This window comes from Streptomyces sp. Edi4 (assembly GCF_040253615.1).
GTDB lineage: Bacteria > Actinomycetota > Actinomycetes > Streptomycetales > Streptomycetaceae > Streptomyces.
The window spans coordinates 1,461,239-1,481,733 of the sequence record NZ_JBEJGY010000004.1 but is presented as its reverse complement, the minus strand read 5'-3'; the positions used below and the strand labels follow the sequence as shown (position 1 = coordinate 1,481,733).

The following is a 20,495-nucleotide window of genomic DNA, read 5'->3' as shown; positions in this document are numbered from 1 at the left end:
GCCTCCGGCCCCAGACGTTACTCCGAACGCGCGCGTGCTCGTGGGGGCGGGGCGGGCACGCTGTCCGGTAGACCTGGGCGCATGCGACCTGAGCGAGGGGCGAACGTGGGACGAATCACGCGGCGGGGCTTCGTGGCGGGCACGGCGGGGGCGCTGAGCGGGCTGATCACGGCGGCCCCCGCGTCCGCAGGGCGCGGCCGCGGTCATGGACGGGACTTCCGGGGCGTGTGGCTGGCCACCGTCGCCAACCGGGACTGGCCCTCGCGCCCGGGCCTCGGCGCCGCCGAGCAGCGCGCGGAGCTCCTGGCCCACCTGGACAAGGCCGTCGAGCGGCGGCTGAACACCGTGGTCCTCCAGGTCCGCCCGACCGCCGACGCGCTCTGGGACTCGCCGTACGAGCCGTGGTCCCAGTGGCTGACGGGGACGCAGGGCCAGGACCCGGGCTGGGATCCGCTGGGCACCGCCGTCGAGGAGGCGCACCGGCGCGGTCTCGCCCTGCACGCCTGGTTCAACCCCTACCGGGTCGCCAACCACACCGACCCCACGCGCCTCGTGCCCACCCACCCCGCCCGCATCCACCCGGACTGGGTGGTCCCCTACGGCGGGAAGCTCTACTACAACCCCGGCCTGCCGCAGGTCCGGCACTTCGTCGAGGACGCCATGCTGGACGCGGTACGCCGCTACGACGTCGACGGCGTCCACTGGGACGACTACTTCTACCCCTATCCGGTGGCGGGCGAGAGCTTCGACGACGACGACGCCTACGCCCGGTACGGCGGTGACTTCCCCGACCGTGCCGCCTGGCGGCGCGACAACATCGACCTCCTGGTCCGCGAGACGGGAGCGCGGATCAAGGAGATCAGGCCCCGCGTCCGGTTCGGGATCAGCCCCTTCGGGGTGTGGCGCAACGAGGCGAGCGACGCGCGGGGCTCGGCGACCACGGCCGGCGCCCAGACCTACGACGACCTGTACGCCGACACCCGCGGCTGGGTGCGCGAGGCGCTGATCGACTACATCTGCCCGCAGCTGTACTGGAACATCGGGCTCGCCGCCGCCGACTACGCCGTCCTGGTGCCGTGGTGGGACGAGGTGGCCCGGGGCACCGGCGTCGATCTCTACATCGGCGAGGCCCTGTACAAGGCGGGCGACCCCGCCCAGCCCGCCGCCTGGCAGGACCCGGCGGAACTCTCGCGCCATCTGACCCTGGCGCACCGGTACGCCACCGTACGCGGCCACTGCTTCTTCGCCGCGAAAGAGGTCACCGAGGACCGTATCGGAGCCATGGCGCGTGTCGTGGCCGACCACTGGGGCGGATGAGCGAGGGCGTCACGACCGGGCGCGCTGGGTCACCGCGATGCACACCAGGACGCCCGCGGCGGCCACCGGGGCGGCCGGGCTCAGATGTTCGCCGAGCAGCAGCACCGACCAGACGAGCGTCGCGAGCGGCTGCGCCAGCTGGAGCTGACTGGCCCGGGCGACGCCGATCGCGGCCATGCCCCGGTACCAGAGGTAGAGGCCGAGGAAGGTCGAGGCCGAGGCCACCCAGAGCAGCCCGGCGACGCCGTGGACGGTGAGGTGCCAGGGTTCGAGGCTCAGGCCGAGCAGCGCGCCCACCAGGGCGAGCGGGACACAGAGCACCAGGGCCCAGCCGACCACGTGCCAGCCCGGCATCAGGCCCGAGAGCCGCCCGCCCTCGGTGTATCCGGCCGCGCACAGGAGCAGCGCCCCGAACAGGTAGAGGTCCGCCCGCGTGAGCGCGCCGCCGCTCTGCTGGACCGTGAAGGCGACGACCACGGCGGCGCCGGCGAGCGCGGCCGCCCAGAACGCGCGCGAGGGCCGGCGCCGGGTGCGCACGGCGGCGAAGACGGCGGTGGTGAGCGGCAGCAGACCCACCACGACGGCCGCGTGGGAGGTGGTCGCGGTTCCGAGCGCCAGCGTGGTCAGGACCGGGAAGCCGATCATCACGCCCCCGATCACCACGGCGAACCCGGCCCAGTGCGCGCGGTCGGGGAAGGGCACCCGGCCCCGCCACAGGAAGACCCCGGCCAGGAGGGCGGCGACGAGCAGCCGCAGCGACACCATCGACCACGGGCCGAAGCTCTCCAGAGCCCACGCGGTGCTGGGAAAGGTCAGCGAGAAGGAGAGCACCCCGAGCGCGGCGAAGAGGGTTCCGCGCGGGGACGGGGCGCCGGCGCGGCGGACCGGGGCGCCGACCGTTATCGAGGTGGGAGCAGTAGCGCTATCCTGTGCTGTCATGCATGAGCGTAGCAGTGTGGCCGAGCTGGCGGACTTCCTGCGCAAGGAAGTCGACCGCTACCCGGTGGGTGGAAAGCTGCCGTCGAGCCGGGCTCTCGTCGACCGTCACCGGGTCTCCCCGGTGACGGTCTCGCGCGCGCTCGCCCAGCTGGTCGCGGAGGGCCTGGTCGTCACCCGCCCCGGCGCGGGCGCCTACCGGGCCGAGCCGCGGACCGCCGCCGCCCGCGCCGGGGACACCTCCTGGCAGGAGGTCGCGCTCAGCGCCGACGGCGCCACAGACCCGGCGCCGCGCGCGGTCGACGCCGCCGGAGTCCTCGGCGCGCTCGCCATCCCGCCGACCGGCGTCATCGACCTCAGCGGCGGCTACCTGGACCCCGGGCTCCAGCCCGAGCGGGCCATGGCGGCGGCGCTGGGGCGGGCCGGGCGCCGCCCGGGGGCGTGGAGCCGCCCGCCCGTGGACGGGCTCACCGACCTGCGCGCCTGGTTCGCCCGCGAGATCGGCCCCGCCGTTGGCGCCGCCGACGTCCTGATCACCTCGGGCGGCCAGACCGCCCTGACCACCGCGCTGCGCGCGCTCGCCGCGCCCGGCGCTCCCGTGCTGATGGAGTCGCCCACCTATCCCGGCATCCTCGCCGTGGCCCGCGCGGCGGGACTGCGGCCCGTTCCGGTCCCGGTCGACGCCGACGGCGTACGCCCCGAACTGCTCGCCCGCGCCTTCCGGGCCACCGGCGCCCGCGTCCTGTGCTGCCAGCCCCTCTTCCAGAATCCGACCGGCGCGCTGCTCCCCGCCGAGCGCGGCCGCGAGGTGGTCGCCATCGCCCACTCCTTCGGCGCGTTCGTCGTCGAGGACGACTTCGCCCGCCGCCTCGCCCACGAGGACGCGGGCCCACTGCCCGCGCCGCTCGCCGCCGACGATCCCGACGGCGTCGTCGTGCACGTCTCCTCCCTGACCAAGGCGACCTCGCCGAGCCTGCGGGTGGGCGCGCTCGCCGCCCGGGGGCCGGTGCGCGAACGCCTGCGCGCCATCCAGGCCGTCGACTCCTTCTTCGTGCCGCGCCCCCTTCAGGAGACCGCCCTCGAACTCGTCGGCTCCCCGGCCTGGAACCGTCATCTGCGCGCCGTCTCGGCCGAGTTGACGGCCCGCAGGGAAACGCTGGCAGCCGCCGTCCTGCGGCACCTGCCCGAACTCGCCCTGCCCCAGATCCCCTCCGGCGGCTACCACCTCTGGGTCCGCCTGCCCGACGGCACCTCCGAGGACGCTCTCGTCCCGGCCGCGCTGCGTGCGGGCGTCGCCGTCTCGCCGGGCCGGCCCTACTTCGGCGCGGAGCCACCGGCGGGCCATCTGCGGCTGAGCTTCGCGGGGGTGACGGGCCGCGCGGAGATCACCGAGGCGGTCCGCAGGCTGCGCGTCGCGCTTGACGGCGTTGCGCGTTGACGGCGTCGAGTGTTGACGGCGTTGCGCGTTTGACGGGCCCGGCTCCTGCCGGGCGCGGAAGGTGGCCTTCGCCACTGACACGCGGGCCGTCACCTGCCAGGCTCGCGCCATGAGCGAAACGATCTTCCGCGAGTACGCGATCTCGAGCGACCCCGCCCGCCTGGAACCGGCCCGGATCCATCACTGGCTCTCCACCGACGCCTACTGGGCGCTCGGCCGCACCCGCGAGAAGCAGGACGCCGCGATCGCCGGATCGCTCAACTTCGGTGCCTACGACGCCGGTTCAGGGGCCCAGGTCGCCTATGCCCGGGTCGTCACCGACCGCGCCACCTTCGCGTGGCTCTGCGATGTGTACGTCGATCCGGCGGTACGCGGCAAGGGGCTCGGCACGGCGCTCGTGGCCGCCGCGCGCGACCACCTGGAGCCGTACGGTCTGCGCAGGATCCTGCTGGCCACGGCCGACGCCCACGGCGTCTACGAGAAGCTGGGCTTTCGGCCCCTGGAGAACCCGGCCAAGTGGATGGCGCTCGGCCTCCAGTAGCCGGCCCGGGCGGCCGGGCCGGTCTGTTCGCCGCCGTCAAGGGCGACGCCCCGGCCGGGGGCCCCGGCCGCCCGCCTGGCCCGCCCCGCGCTCAGGAGGCCGACGGCGGGGGCTGCTCGCCGAAGACCCACGGTGCCAGGACGACGAGCCAGCCGTCCGGGTCCTCGAAGACCACCGCGCCGCGTTCTGGCCAGTACGGATTCGCGGCAGGGACCGGGCTGTGCCCGTGCTCGCCCAGCCTGCGGGCGGCCGTGGCGACGGCTTCGGGGCCGCGCAGATAGAGCACGAGCTGGTTCTCCGGGTCGGGCTCGGGAATCCGGGGCGGATCGCCGTGCTGGAGGAGTTCCATGTGCACCGGGGTGCCGGGCAGGCCGAGCACGACACCGTCGTAGCCGTGGTGGCCGCGCCATTGCGCGAGTACCGGCAGTCCGAGCACGTCCCGGTAGAAGACCAGGACGTCGTCGTACTTGGCGGTCGGCCGAGCGAACCGGACCGCTCCTACATCGAGATGGCTGGGCCATGAGTGCGACATGCCGCCATGCTGACAGACCCGCACCGGGGCCGGATCGGGCTTTGGGCCTACGCCGCAAGACGGGCGGCGGCGACGCCGGGCCTCGGGAGGGTCAAGGGCGCGGACCTGGCGGTACGGACCGGGCGGGGGCCGCTGAGGGTCGCCGGGGTGGCGGACGCCCCGCCCGTAGGCGGACACGCGCTCACCCGGCCCGGCGAGGGCGGCTACGGGGTGGGGTCGGAAGGTGACGCCGCGGCCCAGGCCGCCTCGATCATCGCGAAGATCTCGTCCAGGGCGGCCACCGGATCCGCCGCCTCACGGGCCACCGCGTACGCGTCGATCACGAACCGCGCGATCGTCCGGGACGCCGTCGCCGACTGCGGCAGGCCCCCGTCCTCGACGATGGCCGCCGCCAGCGACTCCGCGTGGCGCAGCCGCATCGACTCCTCGTACTCCCGCAGAGCCGACGACCCCTCGATCATGTGCCAGACCGGAGCCGCACCCTGTGCCGTGCAGTGACGCACCAGGGCCTCGACCTCGTGGCGCAGGACGGGGATGAGCGGCTGGTGCGGCGCGCGCGCGGCGACCGCCCCCGTCAGGCGCTGCTCGAAGTCGTCGTCCCGCTCGAACACCAGGGCCTCTTTCGAGGCGAAGTGGGAGAAGAGCGTGGTCACCGCCACGTCGGCCTCGGCGGCGACATCACGGATGCCCACCGCGTCGTATCCGCGCTCCAGAAAGAGCCGCAGCGCGGTGTCGGCGATCTTCTGGCGGGTCGCGGCCTTCTTGCGCTCGCGACGCCCGGGAGGAGCGGTCATGAGGGGACGCTATCAAATATGGCCTCGTAACCGTTCTAAAAAGCTAACGGTTAGTGCTATGTTCTCGGCATGAAGAAAGTGAGCTTCGAAGAGTTCGGCGGCCCGGACGTCCTGCGCCTCATCGACGCCGAGGAACCCCACGCGGGCCCCGGCCGGATACGCGTCGCCGTGCGGGCGGCCGGTGTCAACCCCGTGGACTGGAGGATTCGGGAGGGCCAGGTCCTCGGCGCCCACCCGATCACGCTGCCTTCCGGGGTGGGCATCGACGCCGCGGGGATCGTGGACGAGGTGGGGGAGGGTGTCGAAGGGGTCGTGATCGGCGACCGCGTGTTCGGAGAAGGGGTGGACACCTACGCCGAGTTCGCCGTGCTGTCGGCGTGGGCCCCGATGCCCGAGGGTCTGACGTTCGAGGAGGCGGCGGGGTACCCCTCGGTGGTGGAGACCGCGCTGCGGATCATCCGCGAGAGCGGGGTGCGGCCCGGGCAGACGCTGCTGGTCAGCGGCGCGTCCGGAGGGGTTGGTTCCGCGGTCCTGCACATCGCCCGCGAGCGCGGCATCAGAGTGATCGGCACGGCGGGGGCCGCGAACCAGGACTACCTGCGCACCCTGGGCGCCGTCGCGACGACGTACGGCGAGGGCTGGGTCGAGCGCGTCCGGCTGCTCGGCCCGGTGGACGCGGCGCTCGATCTGGCCGGCTCCGGCGTGCTCCGTGAACTCGTCGCGCTGACGGGGGACCCGGGCAAGGTGGTCTCCATCGCCGACCTCGCAGCGCCGGAGTTCGGCGTCCGCTTCTCCGGAGTGGCCGGAAGCGTGCCGGAAGCGCTCGCCGTGGCCGCCGAGCTCATCGCGCGGGGAGAACTGCACATCCCGGTCGAGAAGGCGTACGCCCTCGCGGACGCGGCGGCGGCGCACATCGACAGCCAGGCGGGACACACGCGGGGCCGCCGGGTGCTGGTGATCTGAACCGGGGCCTTGAACCCGGGGTCGCGGCTCGGCTCCCATGAACTCCCATGAAGCTGGGGCCCGAACAACCGTGTCCCACATCACAGTTGAGGTTGACCCCGGGTCAGGGTCGAGGCTCATCGCATCGGCAGGACGCCGACCCGGCCGGGAGGCCGGAAACGACGATGTGAAGGAGCCCGTAACCATGAGCACCCCTGTCCACGCCACCGCCAACTCCCCCTTTTTCGCCACCACTTCGCGCCCGGGCCGGGACTGTCCGCATCTGCGCAAGGTGCTCGACGAGGTGACCGCGGGCGGTTTCCTCGGCGTCCAGCTCCGGGTGCGCGACGAGCGGGGCGAATGGGTCGCGGGGGCGGGGGCGGGCGGGCTGGACGGGAGCGCAGGACCGGTGACGGACGGCCACTTCCGTATCGGCAGCACCACCAAGAGCTTCGTCGCTACCGTGGTGCTGCTGCTGGTCGCCGAGGGCAGGATCGGTCTCGACGCCCCGGCCGCCGACCACCTCCCCGAGTTCGGTCTCGACCGGCGGATCACCGTACGCATGCTGCTGCGGCACACCAGCGGCATCTTCAACCACACCGGCGAGCTCTACGAGGACGGCACGATCGTGCTCGGGGTGCCCTGGCAGGGCAAGGAGTGGGTGGAGAAGCGGTTCGCGACGTACCGGCCGGAGGACCTGGTGCGCCTGTCGCTGTCCAAGCCGGCCCGGTTCGCACCCGGTACGGGCTGGAGCTACGCCAACACCAACTACGTCCTGGCCCGGCTGGTGATCGAACGTGTCACGGGGCGTACGTTCGCCGAGGAGCTGAGCCGGCTCGTCCTGCGTCCGCTCGGGCTGACCGGCACGCTCGCGCCGGGCGACTCCCCGGAGATCCCCGCGCCGCACAACCACGGTTACTACCGTTACGAGGACGCCGGTCAGGAGCGGATCGTGGACGTCACCCGGCAGAACCCGTCCTGGGTCGGAGCCGGCGGCGACATGATCTCGACCACCGGGGACCTCGCCACCTATTTCTCCGCGCTGATGGGCGGCAGGCTGCTTCCGGCCGGGCTGCTGGCCGAGATGCGCACGCCGGAGGCGACCGTCGGTTACGGCCTCGGGGTCTTCGCCCAGGAGACGGGGAGCGGCACCGTCTTCCACCACAATGGCGCCACCATGGGCTCGGCGGCGCTGATGTACGCGAGTGCCGACGGCCGTACGGTCCTGACGGCCGGGCTGACGTGGGTCGACGACGCCGATCTGACGATCGCGCCGGCCTTCCGGGCCGCTCAACAGCGCTTCGTGGAGGCGGTGTTCTCGGGCAGACTGGCCGGATGAGCAACGGGGTCACGATCGGGCAGGCGGCGTCGTTCGCCGGCGTCACCGTCAAGACGGTGCGGCACTATCACAAGCTAGGCCTGGTCGCGGAGCCGGAACGGGACAGCTCCGGCTACCGGCGTTACGGGTCGAGGGAGTTGCTGCACCTGGTGCAGGCGCGGACCCTGGCCGGCGCGGGGGTGCCGCTGGCCGAGATCGCGCCCATGCTCGACGCCGACGCGGCGCGGTTTCGTACCGCGCTCGCCGACGTCGAGCGCCGGCTCACCGAAAGCATCGCGGAGCTGACCGCGCGGCGCGACACCCTGCACCGGCTCGCCGACGGCGACCGGGCGCTGCTGCCCGACCGGGCCTGCGCGCTGCTGGAGCGGATGGCGGACCTCGGCTTCGGTCCGAACTACGTGGCCGCGCAACGCGAGGCCATGGTGCTGGCCCGCGCGCTGGTGCCCGCGGGGTTCGAGGGATTCCTGGCCCAGCTGGAGACCGGGCTCGACGACCCCGAGTACGTCGATCTGACCAGGCGGGCCCAGGAGGCGGAGGCCTGGGACCCGGACGATCCGCGCGTCGAGGAGCTGGCCGGCGCCCTGGCGAACCGCTACCTCGCCAACGCCGCCCCGCGCGAAAACGACGCGAGCCTGCGGGCGTGGGCGAAGGCCTCGGCCCAGTACCAGCTGATCAACACCCACCGCGCCGACCAGGCACCGGTCGCGGCCCGCCTGACCGCCCTCACCGAAGCCAAGCTCCGCGCGGCGGGAGTGCCGCTGCCCAGGCGGTGACGCGCGTCTGCCAGCACAGGGCGGGTGCGCTCAGCGCCAGTGGTTGTTGCTGGTGTGGTCACCCGCGAGCCAGCGGGCGAGGTCGGCGTGTGCCGTGGCGCGCCGCTCGGCGTCGATCTTCTCCACGTCGGGGTGATCGACCGCGAACTCCAATATCAGCCCGTTCGGGTCGGTGATGTACAGCGAGACGCAGAAGCCGTGGTCGATCACGTGCGCGTTCGCCTCCGCGACGCCGGCCGCGGCGACGCGCTCGCGCAGGGCGTCCTGGGTCTCGGCCTCGACCTTGAAGGCGATGTGACGCAAAGGGGTCGCGTGGATGCTGGTCTTGAACTCCGCCTGGTCCTTGGGGTCGGCGAACTGGAAGAAGGCCAGCGCGCTGCCGTCGGCCAGCCCGTAAAGAGCGTGGCTGTAGGCGCGCTCGGCCCCGGACAACACCTCACGCTCGGTCCACGTGGCCACCAGCGGCAGCCCGATGACGTCTTCGTAGAAGCGCCGGTTGGCCTCCTGGTCGTCGGTGATCCAGGCGTGGTGGTGGAGGCGGAGGGGGAGTGCCAGTGTCATGTCAGGTCATCTCCGTTGCCTAGGTGGGGCGTTGGGGGTACCGGGCCGGACCTCCGGGAGGCCGTCGGCTCTGTGACCAGCATGCCGTCGAAGTAGGTTGAATATTAAATCAATTCGAGCCATGTTCACGGGCAGAGATGGGGGGAGTGGTGGTGGCCCGGTCGCCGGATGTGAGTGAGCGCTCCAGGTGGCGGATGAGCGCCTCAGTTGGCGGGGCTGAGCAGTTGAGTCGGCGGATGCATGGGTCGGCTGAGGCCGCACCTGACGTCGACGGGCGCGGCGGGGTGACGGCGGAGCCAAGGGCTTCAGGCCGGTCCGCCCCGAGTTGGCCAGGCTGTGTCGTCGACAGCCAGCCACGGTTCGTTCGCGGCGGCGCTGGGGGGTGTCCCGGTGAACGCGCGGACCTCGTGATGGAGGTGGGACTGATCGGAGTACCCACAGTCCGCGGCCACCTGCGCGGGTGTGTGCCCCTGGGCCAGGCGGTGGACGGCCTGATCGAAGCGCACCAGCATGCCGACGCGTTTGGGCGCCAGGCCGATCTGCGAGCCGAAACGTGACCACATACGCTGGCGACTCCACCCGGTCCCGGCCGCGAGGTCACGCACGCGAACTCGGCCATGGCTTGCGACGATATGGCGCCAGGCCCAGGCCACCTCGGGATCGGCCACCTTGCCGGCGTGGAGCCGGGTCAACAGCTCTGTGTCGATCAGCGCGAAGCGCTCCGGCCATGTGCGCGCCTGGTGAAGCCGCTCCCGCAGGCGCGTCGCGTCGCGGCCCCACAGGTCGTCGAGTCCGATGACGCCCGCGCCCAATTCGCCGAGGGGCAGCCCGAGTACGGGGTACGCGACAAGCGGAGACAGGCGTATCTGCACACACGCGATGGCCTCGGCTTGTATCCGGAACACGCTGAAGGACAGCCCGGCGGCCAGGCTGCCCGACCGTACGGGGCCGCCCGCGCCGTCGATGTCGAACGGGCGGTCACCGAACTCGACGGCCACCGTGACGGCGGGGTGCGGGATGGCTCGCAGTTCGGTCGAGCCGTCGCCGCGAATACGGAAGCCCGCCATGTCGACACCGGGCAGCGCGGTGGCCCGCGCCGGGCGCTCGATCTCCCAGGTGGCGGTGGGGCTTGCCGTCCCGCGAACTGGCCGCACGCCACGACGGTACGAGCGGCTTGGTGCCGGAAGCAACCCAGCGCGCAGCGCGGACATTTCTCCAAGACGCGTCGCGTCGGACGGGAGGAGGGTGAAGGCGCCACGAACCGAGCGACGGAGGAGCCATGGATGAGACGACCACCCCACAGAGCCGGCACACCCTCGGCCACGGAGACGCGACGCCGCGCGTCGCGCACGGCCGACGGACGGGGGGCAGACGGCGGCGGATCGCGCTGCTGACCGTCGCCGTGCTGGTCGTCCTCCTCGCGGGGAACACGGTGTCCGTGCGCACGGAGACGGCCCAAGCCTCCGGCGAGCAGATCATGCGCGTTCCCGGCGGGGACATGCACGTCGTGCGGACTGGTCCGCCCGGCGCGCCCACCGTCGTCCTCCTGCACGGCCTGGCCGGCTCCACGGCATGGTGGGACCCGCTGCTCCCGGCGTTGGGGAACCTGCGCGTGGTGCGGATGGATCTGCTCGGGCACGGCAAGTCCGCCAAACCGGCCGATGGTTACGGCATCGCGGACCAGGCACGCCGGGTCGGTGCCGTACTGGACAAGCTGGGGGTGCGCCGCGCGATCGTCGTGGGGCATTCGACCGGGGGCACTGTCGCCACGTCGCTGGCCGAGCAGCGCCGCGACCTGGTGGCGGCCATCGCGCTGATCGATACCGGCCCGCGGGTGGACGCGTTCCTCGGCGACAGCGTCGCCGGCCGCCTGATGACGACGCCGGTGCTGGGGGAACTGCTCTGGCGGCTGCGTACCGACAGCTTGATCCGTGACGGGTTGGACACCGCCTTCACCCGCAAGGTAAGGATCCCCCATCAGATGATCGCCGACATCCGGGGCATGACGTACCGCGGCCTCACCGCGACCCAAGAGGCGTCCACCGCGTATGTGAAGGAGCAACCCATCCCTGACCGGCTCGCCGGTCTCGGCCTGCCCACACTGGTCATCTTCGGCTCCCAGGACCGGCGATGGCAGCCGGCCTCCGCCCAGGACTACCGCCGAGTCCCCCACGCCCGAATCGAGATCCTGGACGGTGTCGGTCACACACCCATGCTGGAGGACCCCGACACGACCGGTAACCTCCTGCGCGGCTTCGCTCTCGAATCCGCTCCGCACTGACCAGGCATCAGCACGCGTTCTGCCCGACCACCGCGCCTGACGAGGCCCGACGTCGACCGGCTACGCCCTCTTGTCCCGCAGCACGACTGTCAACGAGATCGCCACCGCTGTCGGTGCGGCGGCGATCCACCATGTCCGCGTAAGTGGGTCTGTAAAACGAGCGGTGCAACTGGGGTGGTTGGGTTACCGGCGTACGGGATCGTCCAGGGTGGAGGGGGTCTCCACCGGCCGGGCGGCGATCTGCTCCGGGAACAGACTCGCCGCCGTGCGCGCTGACGCATCCGCGTACACCCGCCCGCACGCCGCGATCTCCTCCGCGTCGACGAACGCGCCCCTCACGTCCAGCGGTTCCCGCTCCAGGTCCGAGGGCTCCAGGCCCTGGACCTGCCGGGCGGCGGCGTGCATGGCCGCGCCGGCCAGATGGTGCGCGACCGGCCGCGGGCGATACGCGTCTCCGCCCGCGACGCCTTCGGCTCGTCCCCCAATCGGCCCCGCAACCGGTCGGGACGCTCTTGGGACGTGGACGCGAGCTTGATCATAAAGACTCCCCGGGTGGACACACCGGGGCGTGACACACGCCCCGCGTCAACCTGGGACGACCGCTGACCCCTCACCCACGGAACGTAACGACACGGCCGGTCTCGCAGGTCAAAGGCCTGGTCCCAGCCCGGCGCCCGGTGCCAGGGCGCGGTCGCCACCTCCGCATCGGCTCGCCACGCCCATCGACGTCAGGTGCGGCCTCGGCCGACCCGTACATCCGCCGGCTCAACTGCTCGGCCCCGCCGACTGAGGCGCTCATCCGCCACCTGGAGCGCCCAGTCGCACCGGATCGCTGGGCCCGGATCGAGCATTTCTTTGCATAAAGCTGCATCGGTACGTATAGTCATGCCATCACCGAGGAGGATTGCGATGGCGGCGGTACGTGCGGCAGTGGCGGGGGCCAGTGGGTATGCGGGCGGGGAACTGCTCCGGCTGCTCGTCGGGCATCCCGGGGTCGAGATCGGGGCGCTGACCGCGAACTCCAACGCCGGGCAGGTGCTCGGCGCGCTCCAGCCGCAGTTGGGTCCGTTGGCCCACCGGGTCCTGGAGCCGACCACCGCCGAGGTGCTGGCCGGGCACGACGTCGTATTTCTCGCGCTGCCGCACGGACAGTCCGCGGCGGTCGCCGAACGGCTCGGTGACGACGTCCTCGTCGTGGACATGGGAGCCGACTTCCGCCTTCGTGACGCCGGGGACTGGGAGAAGTTCTACGGCTCGGCGCACGCCGGGACCTGGCCCTACGGGCTGCCCGAACTGCCGGGCGGGCGGGCCGCGTTGGAGTCGGCGCGGCGGATCGCGGTGCCGGGCTGCTACCCGACCGCCGTCTCGCTCGCCCTGTTCCCCGCCTACCGGGACGGGCTCGTCGAGCCCGACGCGGTGATCGTCGCGGCCACCGGCACCTCCGGCGCGGGCAAGGCGCTCAAGCCCCATCTGCTGGGCAGCGAGGTGATGGGCTCGATGTCCCCCTACGGCGTCGGCGGCGGCCACCGGCACACCCCCGAGATGATCCAGAACCTGAGCGCGGTGGCCGGCGAGGACGTCACCGTGTCCTTCACGCCCACCCTCGCGCCGATGCCCCGCGGCATCCTCGCCACCTGTTCCGCCAAGGCGAAGCCCGGCGTCGGCGCCGAGAGCGTACGGGCGGCGTACGAGAAGGCCTTCGCGGACGAGCCGTTCGTGCGTCTGCTGCCCGAGGGGCAGTGGCCCGCGACCGCGTCCGTGTACGGGTCCAACGCCGTCCACGTGCAGGTCGCGTACGACGAGAGCGCCGGCCGCGTCATCGCGATCAGCGCCATCGACAACCTCACCAAGGGCACCGCCGGCGGCGCGGTGCAGAGCATGAACATCGCCCTCGGGCTCGAGGAGGGCCTGGGCCTGCCGACGGTCGGAGTCGCACCGTGAGCGCCGCGCGCGCGGCCACCGGGCCGAAGAGGACGGCGAAAGCCGTGCGGGCGCGCCGCGTGGACCCAGAAATGAACGAGAAGACGCCGTGAGCGTCGCGCGCGGCCGCCGGGCCGTGGATGACGACGAAAGCCGAGCGGGCGCGCCGCGCGGGCCCAGAAGCGAACGAGGAGACACAGTGAGCGTGACGGCAGCCAAGGGATTCCAGGCGTCGGGCATCGCCGCCGGGATCAAGCAGAACGGCAACCCGGACCTGGCCGTCGTGGTCAACACCGGGCCCCGCGTCGCCGCCGCGGGCGTCTTCACCTCCAACCGCGTCAAGGCGGCCCCGGTCCTGTGGTCCGAGCAGGTCCTCAAGGGCGGCGAGGTGCGCGCGGTGGTCCTCAACTCCGGTGGCGCCAACGCCTGTACGGGCCCCCAGGGCTTCCAGGACACGCACGCCACGGCCGAGAAGGCCGCCGCCGCCCTCGACGCCGCCGGGTACGACGAGACCGGCGCGGGCACCGTCGCCGTCGCCTCCACCGGCCTCATCGGCACCCTGCTCCCCATGGACAAGCTGCTGCCCGGCATCGACAAGGCCGTGGCCCAGCTCAGCGACCACGGCGGCGAGAAGGCCGCCATCGCCATCAAGACCACCGACACCGTGCACAAGACGAGCGCCGTCACCCGGGACGGCTGGACGGTCGGCGGCATGGCCAAGGGCGCGGGCATGCTCGCGCCCGGGCTCGCCACCATGCTCGTCGTGCTCACCACCGACGCCGATCTCGACGCGGCCACCCTCGACAAGGCGCTGCGCGACGCCACGCGGCAGACCTTCGACCGGGTGGACTCCGACGGCTGCATGTCCACGAACGACACGGTGCTCCTGCTCGCCTCCGGCGCGTCCCAAGTGGCGCCCGCCTACAGCGAGTTCGCCGAGGCGGTGGTGGCCGTCTGCGACGACCTGGCGCGCCAGCTCATCGGCGACGCCGAGGGCGCATCCAAGGACATCCGCATCGAGGTGATCAACGCCGCGAGCGAGGACGACGCCGTGGAGGTGGGCCGCTCCATCGCCCGCAACAACCTCCTCAAGTGCGCCATCCACGGCGAGGACCCCAACTGGGGCCGGGTGCTCTCCGCGATCGGCACCACGAAGGCGGCCTTCGAGCCGGACCTGCTCAACGTCGCCATCAACGGCGTGTGGGTCTGCAAGAACGGCTCCGTCGGCGAGGACCGCGACCTGGTCGACATGCGCTTCAGGGAGGTCAGGATCACCGCCGACCTCGCCGCGGGCACCAGCGAGCCCGTCGTCATCTGGGCCAACGACCTCACCGCCGACTACGTCCACGAGAACAGCGCGTACAGCTCATGAGCGCCCACCCGTCTCCCACCACCACCCTTCCAAGGAATGGGCCGCACTCATGAGCACGCGCAAACACACCGCCCTGCCCAAGGCGCAGATCCTCATCGAGGCGCTGCCCTGGCTGACCCGGCACCACGGCAAGACCGTCGTCATCAAGTTCGGCGGCAACGCCATGGTCGACGAGGAGCTGAAGCGCGCGTTCGCGCAGGACGTGGTGTTCCTGAGGCAGTCGGGCCTCAAGCCCGTCGTCGTGCACGGCGGGGGACCACAGATCAGCGCGCAGCTCGACAGGCACGGCCTGGTCAGCGAGTTCAAGGCGGGCCTTCGGGTCACCACCCCCGAGGCCATGGATGTGGTGCGCATGGTGCTCGCCGGGCAGGTGCAGCGCGAACTGGTCGGGCTGCTCAACGAGCACGGGCCGCTCGCGGTCGGCATGACCGGCGAGGACGCCCACACCATCACCGCCACCCAGCACCGGCCGGAGATCGACGGCGAGCTCGTCGACATCGGCCGGGTGGGCCAGATCACCGCGATCGACCCGGGCGCGATCACGGCGCTCCTGGACGACGGCCGCATCCCGGTCATCTCCTCGATCGCCCGCTCCCAGGACGACGGACATGTCTACAACGTCAATGCTGATACGGCGGCTGCGGCACTTGCGGCTGCGCTGGGCGCCGAGACCCTGATGGTCCTCACCGACGTCGAGGGCCTGTACGAGGACTGGCCGAACAGCGACGAGGTGATCAGCAAACTGACCGCCACGCAGCTGGAGAAGCTGCTGCCCGAGCTCTCCAGTGGCATGGTCCCCAAGATGGAGGGCTGTCTGTTCGCCGTGCGCAACGGGGTCAACACCGCGCGCGTGATCGACGGCCGGGTCCAGCACTCGATCCTGCTGGAGATCTTCACGGATGAAGGCATCGGCACGATGGTCGTGCCGGACGCACGGGGAACCCGAGGGGGAACGCGGTGAGCAACCAGGAACTGGCGCGGCGCTGGCGGCACGCCATGACGGACAACTACGGCACGCCGAAGCTCGCGCTCGTACGCGGTGAGGGCGCCACGGTGTGGGACGCGGACGGCGCCGCCTACACCGACTTCGTGGGCGGCATCGCGGTCAACGCGCTCGGGCACGCCCATCCGGCCGTCGTGCGGGCGGTCTCCGAGCAGATCGCGACGCTCGGCCATGTCGCCAACCTGTATGCGGCGGAGCCTCCCGTGGCGCTCGCCGAACGCCTCCTTCAGCTCTTCGGGCGGCCCGGACGCGTCTTCTTCTGCAATTCCGGCGCCGAGGCCAACGAGGCCGCGTTCAAGATCGGCCGGCTGACCGGGCGCACCCGGATGGTCGCCACCCACGGCGCCTTCCACGGCCGGACGATGGGCGCGCTCGCGCTGACGGGGCAGCCGGGCAAGCAGGAGCCGTTCCGGCCGCTGCCCGGCGACGTCACCCATGTGCCGTTCGGCGACGTCGAGGCGCTGCGGGCGGCCGTCACCGAGGAGACCGCCCTCGTGGTCATCGAGCCGATCCAGGGCGAGATCGGCGTGGTCGTCCCGCCGGCCGGCTATCTGCGGGCCGCCCGTGAGATCACCCGCGCCACCGGGACGCTGCTCGTCCTGGACGAGGTCCAGACCGGCATCGGCCGGACCGGCGCCTGGTTCGAGTACCAGCGGCACGAGGGGGTCGAGCCGGACGTCGTCACGCTCGCGAAGGCGCTCGGCGGGGGGCTGCCCATCGGCGCCACCGTCGCGTTCGGCCCGGCGGCCGATCTGCTGGAGCCCGGAATGCACGGCACCACCTTCGGTGGCAACCCCATCGCCTGCGCCGCGGGTCTCGCCGTACTCGACACCCTCGCGGCCGACCGCGTACTCGACCAGGTCAAGCGGACCGGCGAGAAGCTGCGGGAGGGAATCGAGGCGCTGGCGCACCCGCTGGTCTCCCATGTCCGTGGTGCGGGGCTGCTGCTGGGTATCGTGCTCAACGAGCCCCTCGCACCTCAGGTGCAGCAGGCGGCTCAGGGTGCCGGCTTCCTGGTCAACGCGCCCGCGCCCGATGTCGTACGGCTCATGCCGCCGCTCGTCATCGGCGACGCGGAGGTGGATGCGTTCGTCCGGGCGCTGCCCGGCATCCTTGGAGCAGCAGGCGGGGACGGACGATCCGGAGAATGAGACGACGATGACCGACGAGGCGCAGGACTTCGAGCCGGGCGGCCCCGCCGTACCGCAGACCCGCACCGCCCGCCACCGCCGGATCGTGGACATCCTCAACCGGCAGCCGGTGCGGTCCCAGAGCCAGCTGGCCAAGCTGCTAGCGGACGACGGGCTGAGCGTCACCCAGGCCACGCTCTCGCGCGACCTCGACGAACTGGGCGCGGTGAAGATCCGCAACACGGGCGGCGAGCTGATCTACGCGGTGCCCAGCGAGGGCGGTTTCCGCACGCCGAAGGCGCCGCTGGGGGAGTCGGCGAAGGAGGAGCGGATGCGCAGGCTCTCCGCCGAGCTCCTGATCTCCGCGGAGGCCTCCGCCAACCTGGTGGTGCTGCGCACCCCGCCCGGCGCCGCCCAGTTCCTCGCCTCGGCCATCGACCAGGCCGAACTGCACGACATCCTCGGCACGATCGCGGGTGACGACACCCTGATGCTGATCAGCCGTGACCCCACGGGCGGCCAGGCGCTGGCCGACCATCTGCTGCGCCTGGCGCAGAACGACCACCGCTGAGGGGAGTTGGGGGCCCGGCCCTCAACTGCCGTCAGGCGAAGACCGGTTCAGTACCCGGTGATGGCGGTGGGGCCGGTGTCCGTGCCGATCGCGATGTGCGGGGAGCGGACCGGATCGGCCCAGGCGAGCACCTGGTCCATCGCCTCTGCGGGCACCGACACACAACCGGCGGTCGCGCCGCCTCCGTTGACGTGCAGAAAGATCCCGGCGCCGCGGCCGCGCACCGGCCGCTCGTAGTTGTACGCGATGACGAGCGCCCGGGCGTACTGGCCGGCGAACGCCGTCAGATGCTCCGACTCCGACGCCCGGCAGTCCTTGGGCAGTCCCTCCACCCAGCGGTTGTAGGAGCGGGACTCGTTGTCCTCGCACCACCAGGAACGGTCGGTGGCGCGCCGGTAGGGATAGCGGATGCCGGGCGGCGCGGCGGCCACCCCGAAGGCGTACGGAAGCGCGTACAGGCCGGTCGGCGTCGTGTTGGTGCCCTGCACGCGCGTCTCGCCGTCGGCCAGGCCCTTGGCACCGAACCTCGCGGGCGCGGACCCCGCCGCCACCCAGTGCCCCTCGCGCAGGTCCCACCAGGTGAGCCGCCCGGTGGTCGAGCCGAGCTCGGCCGCCTCTGCGGTCAGCAGCTGGCTGCCTCCGCCGGTGCGGGCAAGCCGCTCGGGCAGCGGCGCGGGAGGCGTCGGCGCGGCGAGCGGGACCAGCAGGGAGGCGATGAGCAGCGTGGCGATGCGCATGCTCGTGACCGTATGCGCCGCCGGTGGCGACGGCCGCCCGAACCGGCCCGGGTTGCTCCGTAAGCGGGACGCGCCCGCGCCGCCGCCCGTCCGTCAGCCCGCGCGTCCGGGCAGCGGGAGCGGGAGCCCTGGCAGGCCGTCGATGCTGGTGGCGATGTGCTCCTTCTTCGCGAAGTACGCGCTCAGACTGGCGTCGTCCTCCCGCGCGAAGCGTTTGGCGTGCAGGTCGCGGTCCTCGTCGTACGACAGGAACGGCACCGCGTATCCGCAGGTGTCGCGGATGAGTTCGGCGGTGACGACCACGACGGCGCGCAGTCCGTGCGGGGCCGGGTCGACGCCGGGGAAGCGGGCCACGAGATCCTCGAAGCGCGGGTCGTCACGGAAGACCGGCTCGCCCCTGCCGTGCACCCGCACGATGTTCGGCGGTCCCTGGAAGGCGCACCACATCAAAGTGATGCGGCCGTTCTCTCTCAGGTGCGCGATGGTCTCGGCGTTGCTGCCGGCGAAGTCGAGATAGGCCACGGTCCGCTCGTCGAGCACCGCGAAGGAGCCGGCGACACCCTTGGGGGAGAGATTGATGGTCCCCTCCTGGCCGAGCGGGGCGGTGGCGGTGAAGAAGAGAGGCTGGTTCTCGATGAAGGTCCTGAGGCGGCCGTCTATGCGGTCGTACGTCTTTCCCATGGGCCGGATTATCCGCCGCCGCCCGGGCGGTCACCGAAAATTCCGGTCCGTGGACAGAGCCCGCACGTCCGCGCCCACCGAGCGCTTTGACAAAACATGCAGAGCTCTGCATAGTTATGCCAACGATGAGATCGCCGCCGGGCGGCCCACCCACTTCTGAGGAGCTTGAGCTGTGAGCAGCAACAACGGTGACGTCCGGCTCTGGGGTGCCCGGTTCGCCGACGGTCCCGCCGAGGCGCTGGCGAAGCTGTCCGCGTCGGTCCACTTCGACTGGCGGCTCGCCCCCTACGACATCGCGGGCTCGCGCGCCCACGCCCGTGTGCTGCACGCGGCCGGCCTGCTCACCGCCGACGAGCTCCAGCGGATGCTCGCGGGCCTCGACCAGCTGGCGAGCGACGTCGCCGACGGCTCGTTCGTCGGCACCGTCGCGGACGAGGACTGCCACACCGCCCTTGAGCGCGGCCTTCTGGAGCGCCTCGGCCCCGACCTCGGCGGCAAGCTGCGGGCCGGGCGGTCCCGCAACGACCAGGTGGCCACGCTCTTCAAGATGTACCTGCGCGACCACGCCCGGATCATCGGCGGCCTGATCGCCGACCTCCAGGACGCCCTGATCGGCCTCGCCGAGGCGCACGCGGACGTGGCCATGCCCGGCCGTACGCACCTCCAGCACGCCCAGCCGGTCCTCTTCGCCCACCATGTGCTCGCCCACGTGCAGTCCCTGTCCCGGGACGCCGAGCGCTTGCGGCAGTGGGACGAGCGGACCGCCGTTTCGCCCTACGGCTCCGGGGCGCTCGCGGGCTCCTCGCTGGGGCTCGACCCGGAGGCCGTCGCCGCCGAGCTCGGCTTCGAGCACGGCTCGGCGGGCAACTCCATCGACGGCACGGCCTCGCGCGACTTCGTCGCCGAGTTCGCCTTCATCACCGCGATGACCGGCGTGAACCTCTCGCGGATCGCCGAGGAGATCATCATCTGGAACACGAAGGAGTTCTCCTTCGTGACCCTGCACGACGCCTTCTCGACCGGCTCGTCGATCATGCCGCAGAAGAAGAACCCGGACATCGCCGAGCTGGCGCGTGGCAAGTCGGGCCGGCTCATCGGCAACCTCACCGGCCTGATGGCGACCTTGAAGGCGCTCCCGCTCGCCTACAACCGCGACCTCCAGGAGGACAAGGAGCCCGTCTTCGACTCCTGCGACCAGCTGGAGGTCCTGCTTCCCGCCTTCACCGGCATGATGGCCACGCTCACCGTCAACCGGCAGCGGATGGAGGAGCTGGCCCCCGCCGGGTTCTCGCTCGCCACCGACATCGCCGAGTGGCTGGTCAAGCAGGGCGTGCCGTTCCGGGTGGCGCACGAGGTCGCGGGGGAGTGCGTCAAGGAGTGCGAGGCGCACGGAATCGAGCTCGGCCAGCTCACCGATGAGCAGTTCGCGAAGATCTCCGAGCATCTGACGCCCGAGGTCCGTACGGTGCTGGACGTCAAGGGCGCGCTCGCCTCCCGCGACGGGCGCGGCGGCACGGCCCCCTCGGCCGTCGCCGTCCAACTGGCCGAACTGAAGGCCGACTTGGCGGTCCAGCGCGCCTGGGCCGACGCGAAGAAGTAACGTCCGGGCGGACCGGGCTCCCTCGCC

At 72.1% G+C, this 20,495-nt stretch carries 21 protein-coding genes; 13 read left to right on the top strand and 8 right to left on the bottom strand.

The window, feature by feature from the left end; genetic code table 11:
- Positions 1-105: 105 nt before the first annotated feature.
- Positions 106-1,317, top strand: coding sequence for a glycoside hydrolase family 10-like protein (locus ABR738_RS08755; protein WP_502964053.1), 1,212 nt, complete (start codon positions 106-108; stop codon positions 1,315-1,317).
- Between the two features lie 9 nt (positions 1,318-1,326).
- Here the strand turns inward: ABR738_RS08755 and ABR738_RS08750 are convergent, their stop codons facing one another.
- Positions 1,327-2,256: a DMT family transporter gene (locus tag ABR738_RS08750; protein ID WP_350229404.1), complete on the bottom strand. Its 930-nt coding sequence runs from the start codon at positions 2,254-2,256 to the stop codon at positions 1,327-1,329.
- On the opposite strand from ABR738_RS08750, the gene ABR738_RS08745 reads away from it, so the two are divergent.
- Entirely contained in the window at positions 2,255-3,691 is a 1,437-nt protein-coding gene (locus ABR738_RS08745; RefSeq protein WP_350229403.1) for an aminotransferase-like domain-containing protein, read from the top strand. The genes ABR738_RS08750 and ABR738_RS08745 overlap by 2 nt on opposite strands.
- A 109-nt stretch (positions 3,692-3,800) precedes the next feature.
- A complete protein-coding gene (locus ABR738_RS08740) occupies positions 3,801-4,232 on the top strand; it encodes a GNAT family N-acetyltransferase (protein WP_350229402.1) in 432 nt (143 codons plus the stop codon).
- A 91-nt stretch (positions 4,233-4,323) separates the two neighbouring features.
- On the opposite strand, the gene ABR738_RS08735 is transcribed toward ABR738_RS08740, so the two are convergent.
- Positions 4,324-4,764, bottom strand: coding sequence for a VOC family protein (locus ABR738_RS08735; RefSeq protein ID WP_350229401.1), 441 nt, complete (start codon positions 4,762-4,764; stop codon positions 4,324-4,326).
- A gap of 203 nt (positions 4,765-4,967) precedes the next feature.
- Complete coding sequence (locus ABR738_RS08730) at positions 4,968-5,558, bottom strand: TetR/AcrR family transcriptional regulator (RefSeq protein WP_350229400.1); 591 nt, start codon at positions 5,556-5,558, stop codon at positions 4,968-4,970.
- Between the two features lie 69 nt (positions 5,559-5,627).
- Between ABR738_RS08730 and ABR738_RS08725 the strand changes: the two genes are divergently transcribed.
- The 3 genes from ABR738_RS08725 (at position 5,628) to ABR738_RS08715 (ending at position 8,612) form a co-directional block, all read left to right on the top strand.
- Entirely contained in the window at positions 5,628-6,521 is an 894-nt protein-coding gene (locus tag ABR738_RS08725) for an NADP-dependent oxidoreductase (RefSeq protein ID WP_350229399.1), read from the top strand.
- Positions 6,522-6,705: 184 nt separating this feature from the next.
- Entirely contained in the window at positions 6,706-7,839 is a 1,134-nt protein-coding gene (locus ABR738_RS08720; RefSeq protein ID WP_350229398.1) for a serine hydrolase domain-containing protein, read from the top strand.
- The gene (locus ABR738_RS08715; RefSeq protein WP_350229397.1) at positions 7,836-8,612 is read left to right on the top strand and encodes a MerR family transcriptional regulator; all 777 of its coding nucleotides are present in this window, start codon (positions 7,836-7,838) and stop codon (positions 8,610-8,612) included. The genes ABR738_RS08720 and ABR738_RS08715 overlap by 4 nt, the downstream gene beginning before the upstream one ends.
- 30 nt (positions 8,613-8,642) lie before the next feature.
- On the opposite strand, the gene ABR738_RS08710 is transcribed toward ABR738_RS08715, so the two are convergent.
- Both ABR738_RS08710 and ABR738_RS08705 read right to left on the bottom strand, forming a co-directional pair.
- Positions 8,643-9,173 (bottom strand): VOC family protein, encoded by a 531-nt coding sequence (locus tag ABR738_RS08710; protein WP_350229396.1) that lies wholly within the window; start codon positions 9,171-9,173, stop codon positions 8,643-8,645.
- Positions 9,174-9,478: 305 nt separating this feature from the next.
- Positions 9,479-10,327: a helix-turn-helix domain-containing protein gene (locus ABR738_RS08705; protein ID WP_350229395.1), complete on the bottom strand. Its 849-nt coding sequence runs from the start codon at positions 10,325-10,327 to the stop codon at positions 9,479-9,481.
- 125 nt (positions 10,328-10,452) lie between these two features.
- Between ABR738_RS08705 and ABR738_RS08700 the strand changes: the two genes are divergently transcribed.
- Positions 10,453-11,454 carry an alpha/beta fold hydrolase gene (locus ABR738_RS08700; RefSeq protein WP_350229394.1) on the top strand — a complete coding sequence of 334 codons (1,002 nt, stop codon included), beginning with the start codon at positions 10,453-10,455 and terminating at the stop codon, positions 11,452-11,454.
- 183 nt (positions 11,455-11,637) lie between these two features.
- On the opposite strand, the gene ABR738_RS08695 is transcribed toward ABR738_RS08700, so the two are convergent.
- Complete coding sequence (locus tag ABR738_RS08695; protein WP_350229393.1) at positions 11,638-11,859, bottom strand: hypothetical protein; 222 nt, start codon at positions 11,857-11,859, stop codon at positions 11,638-11,640.
- Between the two features lie 504 nt (positions 11,860-12,363).
- On the opposite strand from ABR738_RS08695, the gene argC reads away from it, so the two are divergent.
- The 5 genes from argC to ABR738_RS08670 all read left to right on the top strand — a co-directional run bounded on the left by argC (position 12,364) and on the right by ABR738_RS08670 (position 17,450).
- Positions 12,364-13,395, top strand: a complete 1,032-nt coding sequence (argC, locus tag ABR738_RS08690) for an N-acetyl-gamma-glutamyl-phosphate reductase (RefSeq protein ID WP_350229392.1) — start codon at positions 12,364-12,366, stop codon at positions 13,393-13,395.
- Between the two features lie 178 nt (positions 13,396-13,573).
- Positions 13,574-14,746: a bifunctional glutamate N-acetyltransferase/amino-acid acetyltransferase ArgJ gene (argJ, locus tag ABR738_RS08685; protein ID WP_350229391.1), complete on the top strand. Its 1,173-nt coding sequence runs from the start codon at positions 13,574-13,576 to the stop codon at positions 14,744-14,746.
- A gap of 49 nt (positions 14,747-14,795) precedes the next feature.
- Positions 14,796-15,707 carry an acetylglutamate kinase gene (argB, locus tag ABR738_RS08680; protein WP_350229390.1) on the top strand — a complete coding sequence of 304 codons (912 nt, stop codon included), beginning with the start codon at positions 14,796-14,798 and terminating at the stop codon, positions 15,705-15,707.
- Positions 15,708-15,742: 35 nt separating this feature from the next.
- Entirely contained in the window at positions 15,743-16,900 is a 1,158-nt protein-coding gene (locus ABR738_RS08675; protein WP_350234484.1) for an acetylornithine transaminase, read from the top strand.
- A 7-nt stretch (positions 16,901-16,907) separates the two neighbouring features.
- Positions 16,908-17,450: an arginine repressor gene (locus ABR738_RS08670; RefSeq protein WP_350229389.1), complete on the top strand. Its 543-nt coding sequence runs from the start codon at positions 16,908-16,910 to the stop codon at positions 17,448-17,450.
- A gap of 47 nt (positions 17,451-17,497) precedes the next feature.
- Here ABR738_RS08670 and ABR738_RS08665 read toward each other — a convergent pair whose 3' ends face one another.
- Both ABR738_RS08665 and ABR738_RS08660 read right to left on the bottom strand, forming a co-directional pair.
- The gene (locus ABR738_RS08665) at positions 17,498-18,187 is read right to left on the bottom strand and encodes a L,D-transpeptidase family protein (protein WP_350229388.1); all 690 of its coding nucleotides are present in this window, start codon (positions 18,185-18,187) and stop codon (positions 17,498-17,500) included.
- Between the two features lie 93 nt (positions 18,188-18,280).
- Positions 18,281-18,868: a pyridoxamine 5'-phosphate oxidase family protein gene (locus ABR738_RS08660; RefSeq protein ID WP_350229387.1), complete on the bottom strand. Its 588-nt coding sequence runs from the start codon at positions 18,866-18,868 to the stop codon at positions 18,281-18,283.
- A 172-nt stretch (positions 18,869-19,040) separates the two neighbouring features.
- Between ABR738_RS08660 and argH the strand changes: the two genes are divergently transcribed.
- Entirely contained in the window at positions 19,041-20,468 is a 1,428-nt protein-coding gene (gene argH, locus ABR738_RS08655; protein WP_350229386.1) for an argininosuccinate lyase, read from the top strand.
- Positions 20,469-20,495 lie beyond the last annotated feature (27 nt).

What these genes read in the sequence shown, in the direction of transcription:
- ABR738_RS08745 (WP_350229403.1), top strand. Translation starts at nt 2,255, where the DNA reads ATGCATGAGCGTAGCAGTGTGGCCGAGCTGGCGGACTTCCTGCGCAAG.
- ABR738_RS08750 (WP_350229404.1), bottom strand. Translation starts at nt 2,256, where the DNA reads ATGACAGCACAGGATAGCGCTACTGCTCCCACCTCGATAACGGTCGGC.
- ABR738_RS08740 (WP_350229402.1), top strand. Translation starts at nt 3,801, where the DNA reads ATGAGCGAAACGATCTTCCGCGAGTACGCGATCTCGAGCGACCCCGCC.
- ABR738_RS08735 (WP_350229401.1), bottom strand. Translation starts at nt 4,764, where the DNA reads ATGTCGCACTCATGGCCCAGCCATCTCGATGTAGGAGCGGTCCGGTTC.
- ABR738_RS08730 (WP_350229400.1), bottom strand. Translation starts at nt 5,558, where the DNA reads ATGACCGCTCCTCCCGGGCGTCGCGAGCGCAAGAAGGCCGCGACCCGC.
- ABR738_RS08725 (WP_350229399.1), top strand. Translation starts at nt 5,628, where the DNA reads ATGAAGAAAGTGAGCTTCGAAGAGTTCGGCGGCCCGGACGTCCTGCGC.
- ABR738_RS08720 (WP_350229398.1), top strand. Translation starts at nt 6,706, where the DNA reads ATGAGCACCCCTGTCCACGCCACCGCCAACTCCCCCTTTTTCGCCACC.
- ABR738_RS08715 (WP_350229397.1), top strand. Translation starts at nt 7,836, where the DNA reads ATGAGCAACGGGGTCACGATCGGGCAGGCGGCGTCGTTCGCCGGCGTC.
- ABR738_RS08710 (WP_350229396.1), bottom strand. Translation starts at nt 9,173, where the DNA reads ATGACACTGGCACTCCCCCTCCGCCTCCACCACCACGCCTGGATCACC.
- ABR738_RS08700 (WP_350229394.1), top strand. Translation starts at nt 10,453, where the DNA reads ATGGATGAGACGACCACCCCACAGAGCCGGCACACCCTCGGCCACGGA.
- ABR738_RS08695 (WP_350229393.1), bottom strand. Translation starts at nt 11,859, where the DNA reads ATGCACGCCGCCGCCCGGCAGGTCCAGGGCCTGGAGCCCTCGGACCTG.
- argC (WP_350229392.1), top strand. Translation starts at nt 12,364, where the DNA reads ATGGCGGCGGTACGTGCGGCAGTGGCGGGGGCCAGTGGGTATGCGGGC.
- argB (WP_350229390.1), top strand. Translation starts at nt 14,796, where the DNA reads ATGAGCACGCGCAAACACACCGCCCTGCCCAAGGCGCAGATCCTCATC.
- ABR738_RS08675 (WP_350234484.1), top strand. Translation starts at nt 15,743, where the DNA reads ATGACGGACAACTACGGCACGCCGAAGCTCGCGCTCGTACGCGGTGAG.
- ABR738_RS08670 (WP_350229389.1), top strand. Translation starts at nt 16,908, where the DNA reads ATGACCGACGAGGCGCAGGACTTCGAGCCGGGCGGCCCCGCCGTACCG.
- ABR738_RS08665 (WP_350229388.1), bottom strand. Translation starts at nt 18,187, where the DNA reads ATGCGCATCGCCACGCTGCTCATCGCCTCCCTGCTGGTCCCGCTCGCC.
- ABR738_RS08660 (WP_350229387.1), bottom strand. Translation starts at nt 18,868, where the DNA reads ATGGGAAAGACGTACGACCGCATAGACGGCCGCCTCAGGACCTTCATC.